General features: G+C 67.0%; 14 protein-coding genes and 1 tRNA gene. 10 read left to right on the top strand and 5 right to left on the bottom strand.

Annotated elements, in window-relative coordinates:
• Positions 1 to 2: 2 nt before the first annotated feature.
• Positions 3 to 671 (bottom strand): glutathione S-transferase family protein, encoded by a 669-nt coding sequence (locus RIE31_09375; protein ID MEQ8640799.1) that lies wholly within the window; start codon positions 669 to 671, stop codon positions 3 to 5.
• A 272-nt stretch (positions 672 to 943) separates the two neighbouring features.
• Between RIE31_09375 and RIE31_09370 the strand changes: the two genes are divergently transcribed.
• Complete coding sequence (locus tag RIE31_09370) at positions 944 to 1,759, top strand: undecaprenyl-diphosphate phosphatase (GenBank protein MEQ8640798.1); 816 nt, start codon at positions 944 to 946, stop codon at positions 1,757 to 1,759.
• Positions 1,760 to 1,817: 58 nt separating this feature from the next.
• Here the strand turns inward: RIE31_09370 and RIE31_09365 are convergent, their stop codons facing one another.
• A complete protein-coding gene (locus tag RIE31_09365) occupies positions 1,818 to 2,780 on the bottom strand; it encodes a complex I NDUFA9 subunit family protein (protein ID MEQ8640797.1) in 963 nt (320 codons plus the stop codon).
• Positions 2,781 to 2,960: 180 nt separating this feature from the next.
• Here RIE31_09365 and RIE31_09360 point away from each other — a divergent pair.
• The 8 genes from RIE31_09360 to ptsN all read left to right on the top strand — a co-directional run bounded on the left by RIE31_09360 (position 2,961) and on the right by ptsN (position 9,839).
• Positions 2,961 to 3,046 (top strand) — tRNA-Leu (locus tag RIE31_09360).
• 165 nt (positions 3,047 to 3,211) lie between these two features.
• Complete coding sequence (locus RIE31_09355) at positions 3,212 to 3,835, top strand: ribonuclease D (protein ID MEQ8640796.1); 624 nt, start codon at positions 3,212 to 3,214, stop codon at positions 3,833 to 3,835.
• Positions 3,836 to 4,182: 347 nt separating this feature from the next.
• Positions 4,183 to 5,211, top strand: coding sequence for a KpsF/GutQ family sugar-phosphate isomerase (locus RIE31_09350; GenBank protein ID MEQ8640795.1), 1,029 nt, complete (start codon positions 4,183 to 4,185; stop codon positions 5,209 to 5,211).
• Positions 5,212 to 5,222: 11 nt separating this feature from the next.
• Positions 5,223 to 5,888: an LPS export ABC transporter periplasmic protein LptC gene (lptC, locus tag RIE31_09345; GenBank protein MEQ8640794.1), complete on the top strand. Its 666-nt coding sequence runs from the start codon at positions 5,223 to 5,225 to the stop codon at positions 5,886 to 5,888.
• Positions 5,885 to 6,832: an LptA/OstA family protein gene (locus RIE31_09340; protein ID MEQ8640793.1), complete on the top strand. Its 948-nt coding sequence runs from the start codon at positions 5,885 to 5,887 to the stop codon at positions 6,830 to 6,832. The genes lptC and RIE31_09340 overlap by 4 nt, the downstream gene beginning before the upstream one ends.
• Positions 6,833 to 6,834: 2 nt before the next feature.
• On the top strand, positions 6,835 to 7,635 hold the full coding sequence (lptB, locus tag RIE31_09335) for an LPS export ABC transporter ATP-binding protein (protein ID MEQ8640792.1): 801 nt from the start codon (positions 6,835 to 6,837) through the stop codon (positions 7,633 to 7,635).
• 11 nt (positions 7,636 to 7,646) lie between these two features.
• Positions 7,647 to 9,125 carry an RNA polymerase sigma-54 factor gene (locus RIE31_09330; protein ID MEQ8640791.1) on the top strand — a complete coding sequence of 493 codons (1,479 nt, stop codon included), beginning with the start codon at positions 7,647 to 7,649 and terminating at the stop codon, positions 9,123 to 9,125.
• 249 nt (positions 9,126 to 9,374) lie between these two features.
• On the top strand, positions 9,375 to 9,839 hold the full coding sequence (gene ptsN / locus RIE31_09325) for a PTS IIA-like nitrogen regulatory protein PtsN (protein MEQ8640790.1): 465 nt from the start codon (positions 9,375 to 9,377) through the stop codon (positions 9,837 to 9,839).
• 62 nt (positions 9,840 to 9,901) lie between these two features.
• On the opposite strand, the gene RIE31_09320 is transcribed toward ptsN, so the two are convergent.
• From RIE31_09320 to RIE31_09310, 3 genes are all read right to left on the bottom strand, one after another.
• A complete protein-coding gene (locus tag RIE31_09320; protein ID MEQ8640789.1) occupies positions 9,902 to 10,123 on the bottom strand; it encodes a DUF1150 family protein in 222 nt (73 codons plus the stop codon).
• Between the two features lie 11 nt (positions 10,124 to 10,134).
• On the bottom strand, positions 10,135 to 10,563 hold the full coding sequence (locus RIE31_09315) for an Hsp20 family protein (GenBank protein MEQ8640788.1): 429 nt from the start codon (positions 10,561 to 10,563) through the stop codon (positions 10,135 to 10,137).
• Positions 10,564 to 10,697: 134 nt separating this feature from the next.
• On the bottom strand, positions 10,698 to 13,046 hold the full coding sequence (locus tag RIE31_09310) for a molybdopterin guanine dinucleotide-containing S/N-oxide reductase (protein MEQ8640787.1): 2,349 nt from the start codon (positions 13,044 to 13,046) through the stop codon (positions 10,698 to 10,700).
• A 340-nt stretch (positions 13,047 to 13,386) separates the two neighbouring features.
• On the opposite strand from RIE31_09310, the gene RIE31_09305 reads away from it, so the two are divergent.
• Entirely contained in the window at positions 13,387 to 14,196 is an 810-nt protein-coding gene (locus tag RIE31_09305; protein ID MEQ8640786.1) for a substrate-binding domain-containing protein, read from the top strand.
• Positions 14,197 to 14,201 lie beyond the last annotated feature (5 nt).

Raw genomic sequence — 14,201 nt, 5'->3', positions numbered from 1 at the left:
GGTCAGAAATCGAGATTGGCATAGTGCGGCGGCGGCGGCAGGCCAGGAATATGGTCGGCCAGAATAATGCGGAAGCTGGGCCTGGACTTGACCCGGGAATACCAGGTCTTGACCGCCTCATGGTCGTCCCACGGCACATCACCCAGATAGTCCAGCGCCGACAGATGGGCGGCGGCGGCGATGTCGGCCAGCGAGAATTGGTCGCCGGCCAGCCAGTTCCGCCGGTCGGTCAGCCAGGTGATATAGGCCAGATGAGTCTGCAGATTGGCATAGCCTGCGCGCAACGCCTGGGAATCCGGCGAGCCACCCCGCAGCATCCGCTTCATCATTTTTTCTTCGGTGATATTGGCCGTCACCTCGCGCTGGAACTTGCCATCGAACCAGGCGACAAGACGGCGCGTTTCGGCCCGTTCCAGCGCACTCTCGCCGATCAGCGCCGGTTCCGGGCAGGTCTCTTCCAGATACTCACAGATGGCGCCCGACTCGGCGACGACCGAACCGCTGGTATGCACCAGCACCGGCGCCTCGCCGGCCGGGTTGAGAGCAAGAAACTCCTCCCGTCGCTGCCATGTCTTTTCAGAGACGAGCTGGAAATCGATCTGCTTCTCGGCCAGAACGATTCGCACCTTGCGGCAGGCCGGCGACAGCCAGACGTGATAGAGCGTCCACATGCGGCGTCATACTAAGCCATGGCGGCGTCAGGCGTCAGCCGTTTCGCCCGCCGCAGTCGTGTGGCCATGCCGGGCCTATGTCCGACCCATGGCCGCGCCCATGCCAGTGCCCATACCAGTGCCCGTACCAATGCCATGCCCGGACCGTGCCGGACGGCCGGCGTTGACTGGCCGCGTCGCCCCGCGCGCGGGTGGCCGGTCGATGCTATAAGGGCGCCGGAAGATCGCTGGTGCCGGGGTCCATTGCCCACGGTCAAACACGGGGAACGCTCGTGCCGCTGCTGTTCATCATTCTGCTCGCCATCGTTCAGGGACTGACCGAGTTTCTACCGGTCAGCTCCTCCGCCCATCTCATTCTGCTGCCGCAGGTGACCGGCGTGCAGGATCAGGGCGCGCTGATCGACATCGCACTTCATGTGGGCACCCTGCTGGCCGTGCTGGTCTATTTCCGCCAGGAGATATGGCAGATGCTGGTAGGCCTGGTGCGCATGATGCAACGGCGACGCGACCCCGGTGCAAAGCTGGCCGGGGTCATCACCGTCGCCACCGCGCCGGTGGTGATCGCCGGCTTCCTCGTCCATGTCTATCTCGGCGATATACTGCGCAATGCAGAGATCATTGCCTGGGCGACCGTCATTTTCGCCGTTCTGCTCTACGTCGCCGACAATATCGGCATGACCGTCAGGCGCATTGAGCATCTGGACTATGGTTCGGGCCTGGCCATCGGTCTGGCCCAGGTGCTGGCGCTGATCCCCGGCACCAGCCGCGCCGGCATCACCATGACGGCGGCCCGCGCGCTGGGGCTGGAGCGGCGGGAGAGCGCCCGCTTCTCCATGCTGCTGTCGATCCCCACCATCTTCGCCGCCGGCGTCCTGGCGGCGGTAGACCTGTGGCGGCTGGGCGACGTGCGACTGCAGATCGACGCGCTGGTCGCCGCCAGCTTCGCCTTTGCCGCCGCCCTGCTGGCCATCGCCCTGCTACTGCGCTGGCTGGAACGGGCGCGCTTCACGCCCTTCGTCGTCTACCGGCTGCTGCTGGGCGGCGGCCTGCTGATCTGGATCTACGGCTTCGGCGGCCTCTCCGGCTGAGCGTTGCGCCGGACGGCCAGTCGCCGGACGGACGTAGCTGTTTGTCGGGCTTGGCTTGTCAGGCGGGGCGGGCCCTGTCGGCCGCACCGGCCAGGCCGCCGGCCCGGCGGAATCGCGCCAGGGTCTGCGGCGCCACGGTTTCCAGCGGCGTTGCCGTCACGCCGAGGTCGGCCAGGCTCAGCGCGCCGTCGGCCACTACATTGTCGTACTGCAACTGACGCACCTGATCGCGCGTCAGCGGCGGCTGCGGCAGCAGGCCGAGAACTGCCGCCAGCACACTGGCCAGCGGCGTCGGCACCCACACCAGCAGGCGGCGGCGTCCGCTATAGCTCAGAACCAGCTCCATCAGGCGCCGCATGCTATAGACGCCGGGGCCGCCCAGCTCATAGGTGCGCCCCGCCGTCCGGGGATCGGCCAGCACCGCCGCCGCGGCCGCTGCCACATCGCCCACAAAGACCGGCTGCATGCGGTTGTGCCCGCCGCCGATCAAGGGCAAGGCCGGGCTCAACCGGGCCATGGCGGCAAAGCGGTTCAGGAAATTGTCCTCGGCGCCGAACACCACCCCCGGCCGCAGAATCGTGGCGCTGGGAAAGGCGTCCAGCACCGCGCGCTCACCGCCTGCCTTGGAGCGGGCATAGGCCGATGGCGATTGCGCCGACGCACCCAGGGCAGAGACCTGGATCAACCGCCGGGCGCCGGCCGCCGCCGCCGCCTCGGCAATCCGCCGCGCGCCGTCGCGGTGAACCGCGTTGAAACGGCGGCCGCCGGACTCGTCCAGAATGCCCACCAGGTTAATCACCACGCTGGCTCCGGCGACGGCGCGGCTGACCGACGCGGCGTCGGCCAGGCTGGCGGCGATCGGCACGATCTGTCCGGGATCGCCCGCCATTTTCAGGAACCGGGCTTCCTCAGGATGGCGCTGGGCGGCGATGATGGTGGCGCCGTCGGCCGCCAGGCGCCGCACCATATAGCGACCGAGAAAGCCCGAAGCGCCGAAGATGGTCACCCGTTCAGCCGCCATGGTCGCCCGCTCCCGTCATTGCTTCGCCAACCTCGTGTTTATGCGTCAAAACCGCGTGCAGAGGATAGCCGCTTTCACCGATTGACGGGCCCCGCCGGTGGCGGCGGGCGCCGCTCCGACCCCCCGGCGGCATTGACTCAGGCCCCGGCCCCATTATATCGAACCTTCGCTGCAGCCTTGGCCCAGGTGGCGGAATGGTAGACGCGCTAGCTTCAGGTGCTAGTGACCGCAAGGTCGTGGAAGTTCGAGTCTTCTCCTGGGCACCAGCGCCTTGCGACACACCGGGCCAGCCGCGCCTGCCTGCCGCTTGATCGCCCCGCCGCGCCAACCGTGTCGGGGCCGTTCCACTCCGCGGGCCTGACGGGCGCGGGCTTCTGCGCCACGGACAGGGGCCGGCGAAAGCGGCAACACAAGCGAGGCCACAGGGCATCATGGACCATATTCATCTGCATCAGGGCGACCTGCCGGACGGACTGTCGTTTCGCGGCAGCATCGCCGTGGACAGCGAGACCATGGGCCTCAACCTGGCGCGCGACCGGTTGTGCCTGGTCCAGTTGTCGGACGGCGACGGCCAGGCCCATCTGGTTCGCTTCGCCGCCGGCCAGGACCGACCCTATGACGCGCCGAACCTGCGACGGCTGCTCGCCGATGAGACCCTGACCAAGCTGTTCCATTTCGCTCGCTTCGACATCGCCGTCATCGCCCGCGATCTGGCCGTCACCTGCCGGCCGGTCTATTGCACCAAGATCGCCTCGCGTCTGTCGCGCACCAGCACCGATCGTCATGGTCTCAAGGACCTCTGCCGCGATCTGCTGGGAGTCGACATCTCCAAGCAGCAACAGACGTCCGACTGGGGCGCCGACAAGCTCAGCGATGAACAGTTGCGCTACGCCGCCGAGGACGTTCTGCATCTGCACGCCCTGCGCGGGGCCCTCGACAAGCTGCTTGCCCGCGAGGGCCGCAGCGGGCTGGCCGAGGCGTGCTTTGAGTTCCTGCCAGGCCGCGCCGCCCTTGACCTCGCCGGCTGGGCCGATCACGACATCTTCGCGCACTAGCGCCGGCCGGCGGTGGCGCGCCGCGTGCTGCCGCCTCCGGTGACGCCGCCCCGGGTGGTGCCACGGCGGCGGGGGCTGCGATGCGGGTGGCGGCGATGACCCCGGGACAGCTCGCACCCGCATTCCCTATACGGCGCCGTTCCCGACCTGTATGCGGCGCTTTTCCCCGTGATTCCCGTGCGATTCGTTGACCATGAGCACGGCCGCGCGCATACTGCCGCGCGCGGCGGCAGGCATGGCAAGATCGCAACCGTGGCCCCGCCTGCGGCAGTCGAACCAGAGTGACAGCCACGGCAAGGTTGCCGGTGACGGGCCGACCGCCGCCCAGGACCCTACCGGAGACCCAGGTGCCCAGAAAAAAAACGCACCTTTCCGCCGTTACCGCCGCCAGGCCACATGATTCATCACCGGATGATGCCGCCCTCGCCACCGCGCGGCGGGTTCTCACCCAGGAAAGTCAGGCCCTGGCCCTGCTGGCCGACCACATCGGCCCTGGCTTCAGTCGTGCCGTGCAGATCATCGCCCGCGCCATCGACCATGACGGCGGCGGGCGCGTCATCGTGACCGGCATGGGCAAGAGTGGTCATGTTGGCCGCAAGATTGCCGCCACCCTCGCCTCCACCGGGACCCCGGCCCACTTCGTCCATCCCAGCGAAGCCAGCCACGGTGATCTCGGCATGATCACCGGCAAGGACGTCCTGCTGGCCCTGTCCCAGTCTGGCGAGACGGCCGAACTGTCGGACTTCATCGGCCACAGCCGGCGCCACGCCATTCCCCTGGTTGTCATTACCGGCCAGGCCGGCAGTACCCTGGACCAGGCGGCCGATGCGGCCCTGGTCCTGCCGCCGGTCGAAGAGGCCTGTCCGCTGGGCATGGCGCCCACCACCTCGACGACCCTGGCCATGGCGCTGGGCGACGCCCTGGCGGTGGCCCTGCTGGAGCAGCGGGGCTTTACCGCCGAGGACTATGTGGCCCTCCATCCCAGGGGGCAGTTGTCAGGCCGCCTGCTGCGGGTCGAGCAAATCATGCATCGCGGCGATTCTCTGCCCCTGGTGGCCAGCGGCACCACCATGGGCGCGGCCATCCTGATCATGGCCGAGAAAGCGTTCGGCTGCGTCGGCGTGATGGCCGACGGACGCCTCGCCGGGATCATTACCGATGGCGATCTCAGACGGCACATGGACGCCGGCCTGCTGGCCCGTCCGGTGGATGAAGTGATGACCCGCGAACCGCTCAACCTGACGCCCCTTGATCTGGCGGTGGCGGCGCTCAAGGCAATGAACGAGCGCCCTTGTTTCGTTGCCTTCGTCGTCGAGGAAGATGTGCCTGTCGGGATTCTCCACATGCACGATTGCCTGAGGGCCGGCATCCTTTGACCCACACCGCCATGGCCCGTGATCACACCCTGACCGATACTGAACCCCTGTCTCCCGGCGGTCGGCGCGGGCGGCGCGCCCGCTTCGTCTCCGCCTACAGCCGGTGGGTCACCCTGCTGCGCATCGCTCTGCCCCTGGCGGCGCTGGGCCTGCTCGCTCTGATCATCGCCTGGCCCGGTATCCAGCCCAGTGTCGAGCGCTTTCGTGTCGGCGCGACGGACGCTATCGGCGCGCTGTTCGAAGAGCCGCGCATGGCCAATGCCCGCTATCTCGGGCGCGATGCGAAGAGGCGGCCGTTCGTGGTCACCGCCGCGTCGGCGGTGCAGCAACCCGAGACCAGCGAGACCCTGGTCATGCTGGAGCGGCCGGCGGCGGACATCACTCTGGAAGACGGCGCCTGGCTGGCTATCCTGGCCGACAGTGGCGTCTACCGGGAAAACACCGAACAGCTTGATCTCGCCGGCAATGTCACGCTGTTTCATGATCAGGGCTATGAGATGAAGACCGAGGCCGCCCGCATCGATCTGGCCGCCGGAACCGCCAGCGGCGACGCACCGGTTGTCGCCCACGGCCCGGCCGGCGTCCTCCATGCTCAGGGCTTTCGCATGGACGATTTCGGCGGCGGCATCCATTTCACCGGAGCGGCGACCCTCACCCTGTTGCAGGCAGCGCCATGACCGCCACCCCTAACCGCACCCCAAACTACGCGCCCGGCCGCGCCGGCCTGCGCCCCCTGCGCCGCGCGCCCTTGCGCCGGGCCATCGCCCTGGCGGCGGCGGCGGCCCTGCTGGGCTTTGCGACCCCGTCCGTTGATGCCCAGCTTCTGGGCAATCTCGACGGCGGCCAGCCCATCGACATTGCCGCCGCCGACGGTATCGAGTGGCAGCGCGATGCGCGCCTCTATATCGCCCGCGGCCAGGCTACGGCACGCCAGGGCGATGTGCTGGTCGAAGGCGACGTGCTGCGCGCCCACTACCGCGAGGCCGGCGACGAGGGGACCACCGGCGCACAGGCCGGTATCCAAGCCGACACCCAGGATAGCGCCGCCGCCCCGGCCACCGGCAGCCGTATCTGGCGGGTTGAGGCACAAGGCAATGTGGTCATCCGCACGCCGACCGAAACCGCCTGGGGCGATACGGCGGTTTATGACGTGGATGAGGGACGGCTGCTGATGACCGGCCAGAACCTGCGCCTGACCACCCAGAACGAGGACATCACCGCCCGCGACAGCCTGGAGTATCTGGACGGCCAGCGGATCGCCATTGCCCGCGGCGATGCAGTGGCCATTCGCGGCCAGGAGCGGTTGGAGGCGGATATTCTGGTGGCCTTCTTCACCGAGGCCGGCGATAACAGGGTTAACCGGCTGGAAGCAGTCGGTCATGTAGAGATCCGTACGCCGCAGGACATCGTGCGCGGCAATGAAGGGGTCTATGACGTGGATACCGGACTGGCCACCGTGATCGGTTCTGTGCGCCTGACCCGCGGGCAGAACCAGCTCAACGGCGAATATGCTGTGGTGGACCTCAATACCGGGGTCAGCCGGCTGTTTGCCGCGCCGCCGGGAACCAACGCCGCGGGCCGTCGCGTACAGGGCCTGTTCCTCACCGAAGGCGGCGACTGACCATGGCCTTGCGCAGCGCGCCATCCGATGGTTCCGGCGCGCTGGCGCAACCAGGGGCCGGGCCGCGCGTGGTGGCGGAAAACCGCGGGCTGGAAGCGGAAAACCTTGGCAAGTCCTATGGCGGCCGACCGGTGCTGCGCAATGTCTCCATCGCCGTCCAGAGGGGCGAGGCGGTCGGCCTGCTTGGTCCCAACGGCGCCGGCAAAACCACCTGCTTTTACATCATCACCGGCCTCATCGCGCCGAACTACGGGGTGATCCGTCTCGACGGCCGTGACATCACCTCTCTGCCCATGTATCGCCGCGCCCGCCTCGGCATCGGCTATCTGCCGCAGGAGCCGTCGATATTCCGCGGCCTGACCGTGGAACAGAATCTGCGCGGCATCGCCGAGGTCACCGAAAAGGATGCGGACCGGCGCGAAGTCCTTCTGGACGAGCTGCTGGCGGAGTTTTCCATTTCCCACCTGCGCCGGACACCGGCGCTGGCCCTGTCCGGCGGCGAGCGCCGGCGGGTGGAAATCGCCCGCGCGCTCTGTTCACGCCCGCAATTCATGCTGCTGGACGAACCCCTGGCTGGTATTGACCCTATTGCCCTGGGCGATATTCGCGACCTCATCGCCCATCTGAAGGACCGTGGTCTGGGCGTGCTGATCACCGACCACAACGTCCGCGAGGCACTGGGCATCGTTGATCGGGCTTATATTCTTCATGACGGCCAGGTCCTGATGGAGGGCCCGCCTGACGAGATCGTGGCGCATGAAGGCGTGCGCCGCGTTTACCTCGGAGAAAGGTTCAGCCTGTAAACATCCGGGTAATGGCGCTCGGACCCAAAATTGACCTGCGACAAGGAACGGCGCTGGTCATGACGCCGCAATTGCAACAGGCTATCCGCCTGCTGCAACTGTCGAATCTTGACATCGCCGACTATGTCCTGGCCCAGGCGGAACAGAACCCGCTGCTGGATGTGACGGTAGAGGCCGCGCCGGGTGGCGAGGCTGACGACGGTCATAGTGACGATTCCCCGCCCAACGATGACGGCGCCCTGTCCGGTGACGGGCAACTGTGGGACGAGGACGCACCGGCCGGTGCCCATCGGGATGATGGCGCCTCGCGGCGCGGCACTCTCGACCGGGTGGCCGATGATGCGCTCAGCCTGCGCGACCACCTGGTCCGCCAGGTCGGCATTGACATACGCCAGCCAGCCGACCGCGCGCTCGCCCTGCAACTGATCGCCCAGCTCGACGATGCCGGCTATCTGCCGGCTGACACGGCGGCTCTGGCGTCGCGCCTTGGGGTGGAGGCTGACCGCATGGAAGGCGTCATCAGCCGCCTGCAACAGTTCGATCCGCCCGGCATCTTCGCCCGCTCCATCGCCGAATGCCTTGCCCTGCAACTGAAAGATCGCGGGCGGCTCGACCAGGCCATGGGCCGGCTGCTGGACAGTCTCGACCTTCTGGCGCGCCGTGACCTGACCACCCTGGCCCGCAAGGTCGGCGTCCGCGCCGCAGAGCTGGCCCGTATGGTGGCCGAGCTGCGCACACTCGATCCCAAACCGGCGACAGCGTTCGATCCCGTGCAACCGGTCACGGTCGTGCCGGACGTCCTGATGCGCCGCGCCCGGCCCGGGCGGGTGGTGGATGATGATCCGTTTGCCGTGCCGGTGGTGCGCGACACCGCCGAGGAAGAAGAAAGCTGGGTGGTGGAACTCAACCAGGCCACCCTGCCCCGTGTCCTGGTAGACCGGCAGTATGTGGTGCGCCTGCGCGGTGGCCATCTCAGCTCCCGCGACCGCGACTATCTGAACGAACAATTGCAGGCGGCCAACTGGCTGGTCAGGGCCCTGGATCAGCGCGCCCGCACCATCCTCAAGGTGGCGTCAGAGATCGTCCGGCGGCAGCATGACTTCTTCATCCGCGGTGTGGACCATCTTGTACCGCTGACCCTGCGCGAGGTGGCCGAAGCGGTCGATATGCACGAAAGCACGGTCAGTCGCGTCACCGCCAACAAGTACATGGCGACGCCGCGCGGCACGCTCGAGCTCAAATACTTCTTTTCTGCCGCCATCAGCGCGGTGGGCGGCGAGCGCTGCCTGTCGGCGGAGAGCATCCGCCACCGCATCCGCCAGTTGATCGAAGCCGAGGATTGCCGGAGCGTGTTGTCCGATGACCAACTGGTCTGCCGCCTGCGGGCCGACGGGGTGGCCATTGCCCGGCGAACGGTGGCGAAATATCGCGAAGCCATGAGAATCCCGCCCTCGCACCAGCGCCGGCGGGAAAAAACGTCTATATTATAAAGACTTATGGACAAAGAGGCAGGCCGTCGTCGCACTTGACTCGCCTTCGGGCCCTTTCTATGGTCCCGGCCTTCGCCCACCGACAGACCTGACATCCGCCGGCCAGGATCGTGCCGGCGTTATTGGTGGGCTGCTTGCCCCGGCCCGGGGCCGTCGGGCAACGTGTTCAGGACGCAGAGTGTTGATGTGTGAGTCTGCCAGCGACGGGCAGTCACCGCCCGCCGCCGCAATCAGCGAAGGTCAGCCCTGATGGACATTGCCGATCTTCTGACGCCAGCAGCGGTCCGTGCCAGTCTGCGCGCCACCAGCAAAAAGCAGGCGCTGCAGGATCTGGCGCGTCTGGCCGCCGATGTCACGGCGGTGGACTCCCGACAGATCTTCGATGTCCTGCTGGAACGCGAAAGGCTGGGCAGTACCGGCGTCGGCAACGGCATCGCCATACCCCATGGCAAGCTGCCGGGGCTCGACCGGCTGTACGGCATCTTCGCACGGCTGGAACGACCGATTGATTTTGAGGCTATTGACGACCGGCCGGTGGACCTGATTTTTCTGCTGCTGGCGCCCGAAGGCGCCGGGGCCGATCACCTGAAGGCTCTCGCCCGCATCTCGCGCCTGTTGCGGGATCAGGCCATGTGCGAGAAGTTGCGCGCCACCGACGATGACGACGCGCTGTTCGCGGTGCTCAACGAAAAAACAGAATCCCAGGCCGCCTGAGGGGCGCAACAGGCGACGCGATCGGGCGACGCCACGGGCCGGCGCCTTAGCCCGCCCTGCGCTCAGTGCAGGCTAAGCGGTTCCAGATCATTCTGCCGGGCGGCGGCCTGCGCCACATCACGATCAGCGAAAGCGGCCATCTCCCTGCCGTCAGCGGCACACAACACCCATGCCAGCTTGTCCTCGATCAGGGTAGCGCGCACATAGGCGACGCGCTGCATCCCCAGCATCGCCAGATCCTGCGGCGAGATCGTCCGCAGACCGGAAGTTTCGCTTTTCTGCATAATTATCTCCCTTAGCGACCTGCGGACGCGCCGATGGCGATGCGCCGCGACTGGGCAGCCGACTGCGGCCGCGCCACCTCGATATGCAGCAGTCCGTTATGGAGGGACGCCGCACCGACCTCCATGCCGTCGGCCAGCACGAAGACCCGCTGGAACTGGCGGCTGGCGATGCCGCGATGGAGATACTCCACGCCCGCATCACTGCCGCCTGGGGAATCATCCGGCCGCCGGCCGCGGATGACCAGATGGCGGTCTTCCACCGTCACGTCGAGATCGTCTTCGGCAAAGCCGGCCACCGCCAGCGTAATACGCAAACGATCCGCTCCCCGCTTCTCCACATTGTAGGGCGGGTAGCCGTCGGACGAAGACTTCGTCGCCTGGTCGAGCAGTTGCTCGAACTGATCAAAGCCCAGCAGCAGTGGGCTCGACATCATGGTCATTCTGGTCACGGGCTCCTCCAACGAGCGAGTCCAGATGGGCACATCCGGCGACGCCACAAGGCATACGCCAGAGTCCCGGCGGCCCTGCCATAGGCGCCGCCTGCATACCGCATATGGCCTTCAATCGGCGGATTTCAAGGGCCTGAAGACCCGCCGCGCACTACCTGCGGCGGCGTCATCACCCGCACCGGCGGTGCCTCGCCCGCCAGCCGTTCCACCTCCACCAGGCAGGAATGGGCGGCCGGCCCCTGGGCCAGGCGCGAGGTGCCCTTGTCCGGTGTCAGTACATTGGGATTGCCCTGCACCTCCAGGCTGCCGATCTTTCCCGGCTCCGCCGCGTCGTACCAGGCGCCGGTGGACAATTGCAGCACATGGCGCTGCACCCCGTCCGTCACCACCGCACCGGCCAGGCAGGCGCCACGATCATTGAACAGGCGCACCACATCACCGTCCTGAATGCCGCGCGGCGCGGCGTCGTCGGGATGGATCAATACCGCTTCGCGCCCCGCCACCTTCTGCGAGCGACTGTGGCTGCCATGGTCGAGCTGACTGTGCAGCCGGCTGCGCGGCTGGTTGCTGGTCATGTGAAAGGGGAACTTCGCCGCCTTGGCGTCGCCGAGCCACTCGATCGGCTCCAGCCACACCGGGTGGCCGGGACAATCGTCATAGCCGAACCCGGCCACCCGCTCGGAGAAGATCTCGATGCGGCCGGATGGCGTCGGCAGGGGATTGGCCTCCGGCGCAGCGCGGAACGAGTCCATCAGCACCAGGCCGGCCGCCGTCGGGTCTTCCGGATAGCGCACATGGCCAGCTTCCCAGAACTGGTCAAAGCCCGGCAGCTCTACCTTCTGCTGCGCTGCGCCCTGGCGAAACGTGTCATAGAGGTGACGCAGCCAGTCCATCTCGCCGCGGCCTTCGGTAAAGCGATCACGAAAGCCGAAATGCCCGGCCAGATCACTGAAAATGTCGAAGTCGCTGCGCGCCTGGCCCACCGGATCGATGGCCTTGTGCATGGCCACCATATGATCGTCTGACGGCGACGAGCCGATATCGTTGCGCTCCACCGTCGTGGTCACCGGCAGTACGATGTCACTGTGCCGCGCCATGCTGGTCCAGTAGGGGTCGTGCACGACGATGGTCGCCGGCTTGCGCCATGCCGCCAGCATGCGGTTGAGGTCCTGATGGTGATGGAACGGGTTGCCGCCGGCCCAGTAGACCATGTGTATGTCGGGATAGGTCAGGCGCTGGCCGTTATAGTCCACCTGGCCGCCGGGATTGGTCAGCATGTCGGTGATGCGGGCCACCGGAATGAAGGTCTTGACCGGGTTCTCGCCCTGGGGAAAGCGGGCGCCGTTTAACCGGCGGATCGGATTGCCGATGCTATTGACCGCCCCATAGCCGAAGCCGAATCCGCCGCCGGGCAGGCCGATCTGACCGAGCATGGCGGCCAGCGTAATCAGCATCCAGTAGGGCTGTTCCCCATGGTCGCCGCGCTGCAACGACCAGCTCGCGGTCAGCAGCGTGCGCTTTGCCACCATGCGCCGGGCCAGTGTGCGAATGTCCGCGGCGGCGATACCGGTGACGGTCGCGGCCCATTCGGCGTCCTTCGCCTGACCGTCCGAGCGGCCCAGCAGATAATCCTCGAACCGGTCATAGCCGGTGGTGCAGCGCTCCAGGAAGGTCCGGTCATGCAGCCCCTCTTCCACCAGGCTGTGGGCCAGGCCCAGCATCAGGGCGGTGTCGGTATTGGGTCGCGGTTGCAGCCACTCGGCGCCAACGAAGTCCGGCAGGTCGTCGCGCACGGGGCCCACATTAATGAACGTTGTGCCGCCGGCCTTGCACTGTTCCAGCCAGTGACGGGTGGTGTGCCGGCCAAAGCCGCCGGCGCTGACCTGGGCGTTCTTCAGCGGCACGCCGCCGAAGGCGACAAACAGTTCAGTATGCCTGGCGATCACCGGCCAGGCGGTCGCCTTGCCGGTCAGCAACTCACCGAAGCCGATGCCGATGATGTGCGGCATGACCACGCTGGCCGCCGCCGTGGAATAACTGTCGCGCGAAGCGGTGTAGCCGCCGAACATATTGAGGAAACGATGGATCTGACTTTGGGCGTGATGAAAACGCCCGGCCGACGCCCAGCCGTAAGAGCCGGCAAAGATCGCCTCATTGCCGTGCGCCTTGCGTACGCGCTCCAGCTCCTGGCCAAGCAGGCTGATGGCCTTGTCCCAGCTCACCGCGACAAAGGGCTCGACGCCGCGCCGTTCGGGGTGGGCGCCCGGGCCCTCTTCCAGCCAACTCTTGCGCACCGCGGGCTCGGCTATGCGTACGGGGTGGACCACCGCATCGGGCATGGAGTTGCCGAACGGCGCCGGGTCGGGGTCATCCGCATACGGGCGCATGGCCACCAGCCGGCCGGCCGACACTTCGGCCTCATAGATGCCCCAGTGGGTCGAGGTGCGTACCAGGTTCGGACTTCCTTCCGGCATGGCGGATTCCCTTTGGATGGAGGCCGGCGGCAGGACCGGCGGAGCGCAGTGTCCGCAGCCACCGCGTCACTTGCAACCGGTAGGCCCGGCCCGCCTCCCTGACAAGCCACACCAGATTTGCGTTTTCACTGTCTGATTTCTACCAGAAATTGCCAAATGCGGGCAGGACAGGCATATGAGCGCCAATCAAAGTGTGGGTTGCAAGGCCGCCGCGGCGGGCATCCCGCCAGCGCCCCGTCCGTGAAAGGCCGCCATGCGTCCAGCCGCACACCTGCTATCCCGATTGCGCCTTCAGACCTGCCTCATGCGGCCGCTCGTCGTCTTCGCCCTGGCGCTGGTTATGGCCAGTGCTGCAGTCACTGCCGCCGGCCTGACCACCGCCTTCGCCCAGGAAACCGGCGAGCGCTACATCACGGTCTCGTCCACCACCTCGACGGAGAATTCGGGCCTCTTCGGCTTTATCCTGCCGCTGTTCACCGCCGACACGGGAATCGCCGTGCGGGTCGTCGCGGTTGGCACCGGCCAGGCCATCAAGCTGGCCGGCAATGGCGACGCCGATGTGCTGTTTGTCCATCACCGGCCATCGGAAGAACAGTTTGTCGCCGACGGGCTGGGCGTGGCGCGCTTCGATGTGATGTTCAACGACTTCGTGGTGGTTGGCCCGAAGTCCGATCCGGCGGGTATCGCCGGGCTCACCGACGCCGCCGCGGCGTTGCAGAGAATCGCCCGCAGCGGGGCGCCGTTCGCCTCACGCGGGGACGACAGCGGCACCCACAAGAAAGAGCTGGAGTTGTGGCAGGCGGCGGGCATCCCCATAGAGGGCCACACCGACGCCTGGTACCGCCAGCTAGGCTCCGGCATGGGGCCTACCCTCAACTCCGCCGCAGAGATGAACGCCTATGTCCTGACCGACCGCGGCACCTGGCTGTCGTTCAGCAACAAGCGCGACCTGGTGCTGCTGGCGGAAGGCGATCCGCGCCTGTTCAATCCCTACGGCGTTATTCTGGTCAACCCGGCGCGTTTCCCTCACACCAAGGCGGCGGACGGCCAGACCTTCATCGACTGGCTGGTGTCGCCGCGCGGTCAGCAGGCCATTGCCGATTTCCGCGTCGCCGGCCAGCCGCTGTTCTTCCCCAACGCTGCCCGCTGAGCGAG

The sequence above is a fragment of the Alphaproteobacteria bacterium genome, assembly GCA_040218575.1.
In the GTDB taxonomy this organism is placed as follows: domain Bacteria; phylum Pseudomonadota; class Alphaproteobacteria; order JAVJRE01; family JAVJRE01; genus JAVJRE01.
The sequence above is the reverse complement of the archived record's forward strand: the minus strand, read 5'-3'. Positions and strand labels throughout refer to the sequence as shown.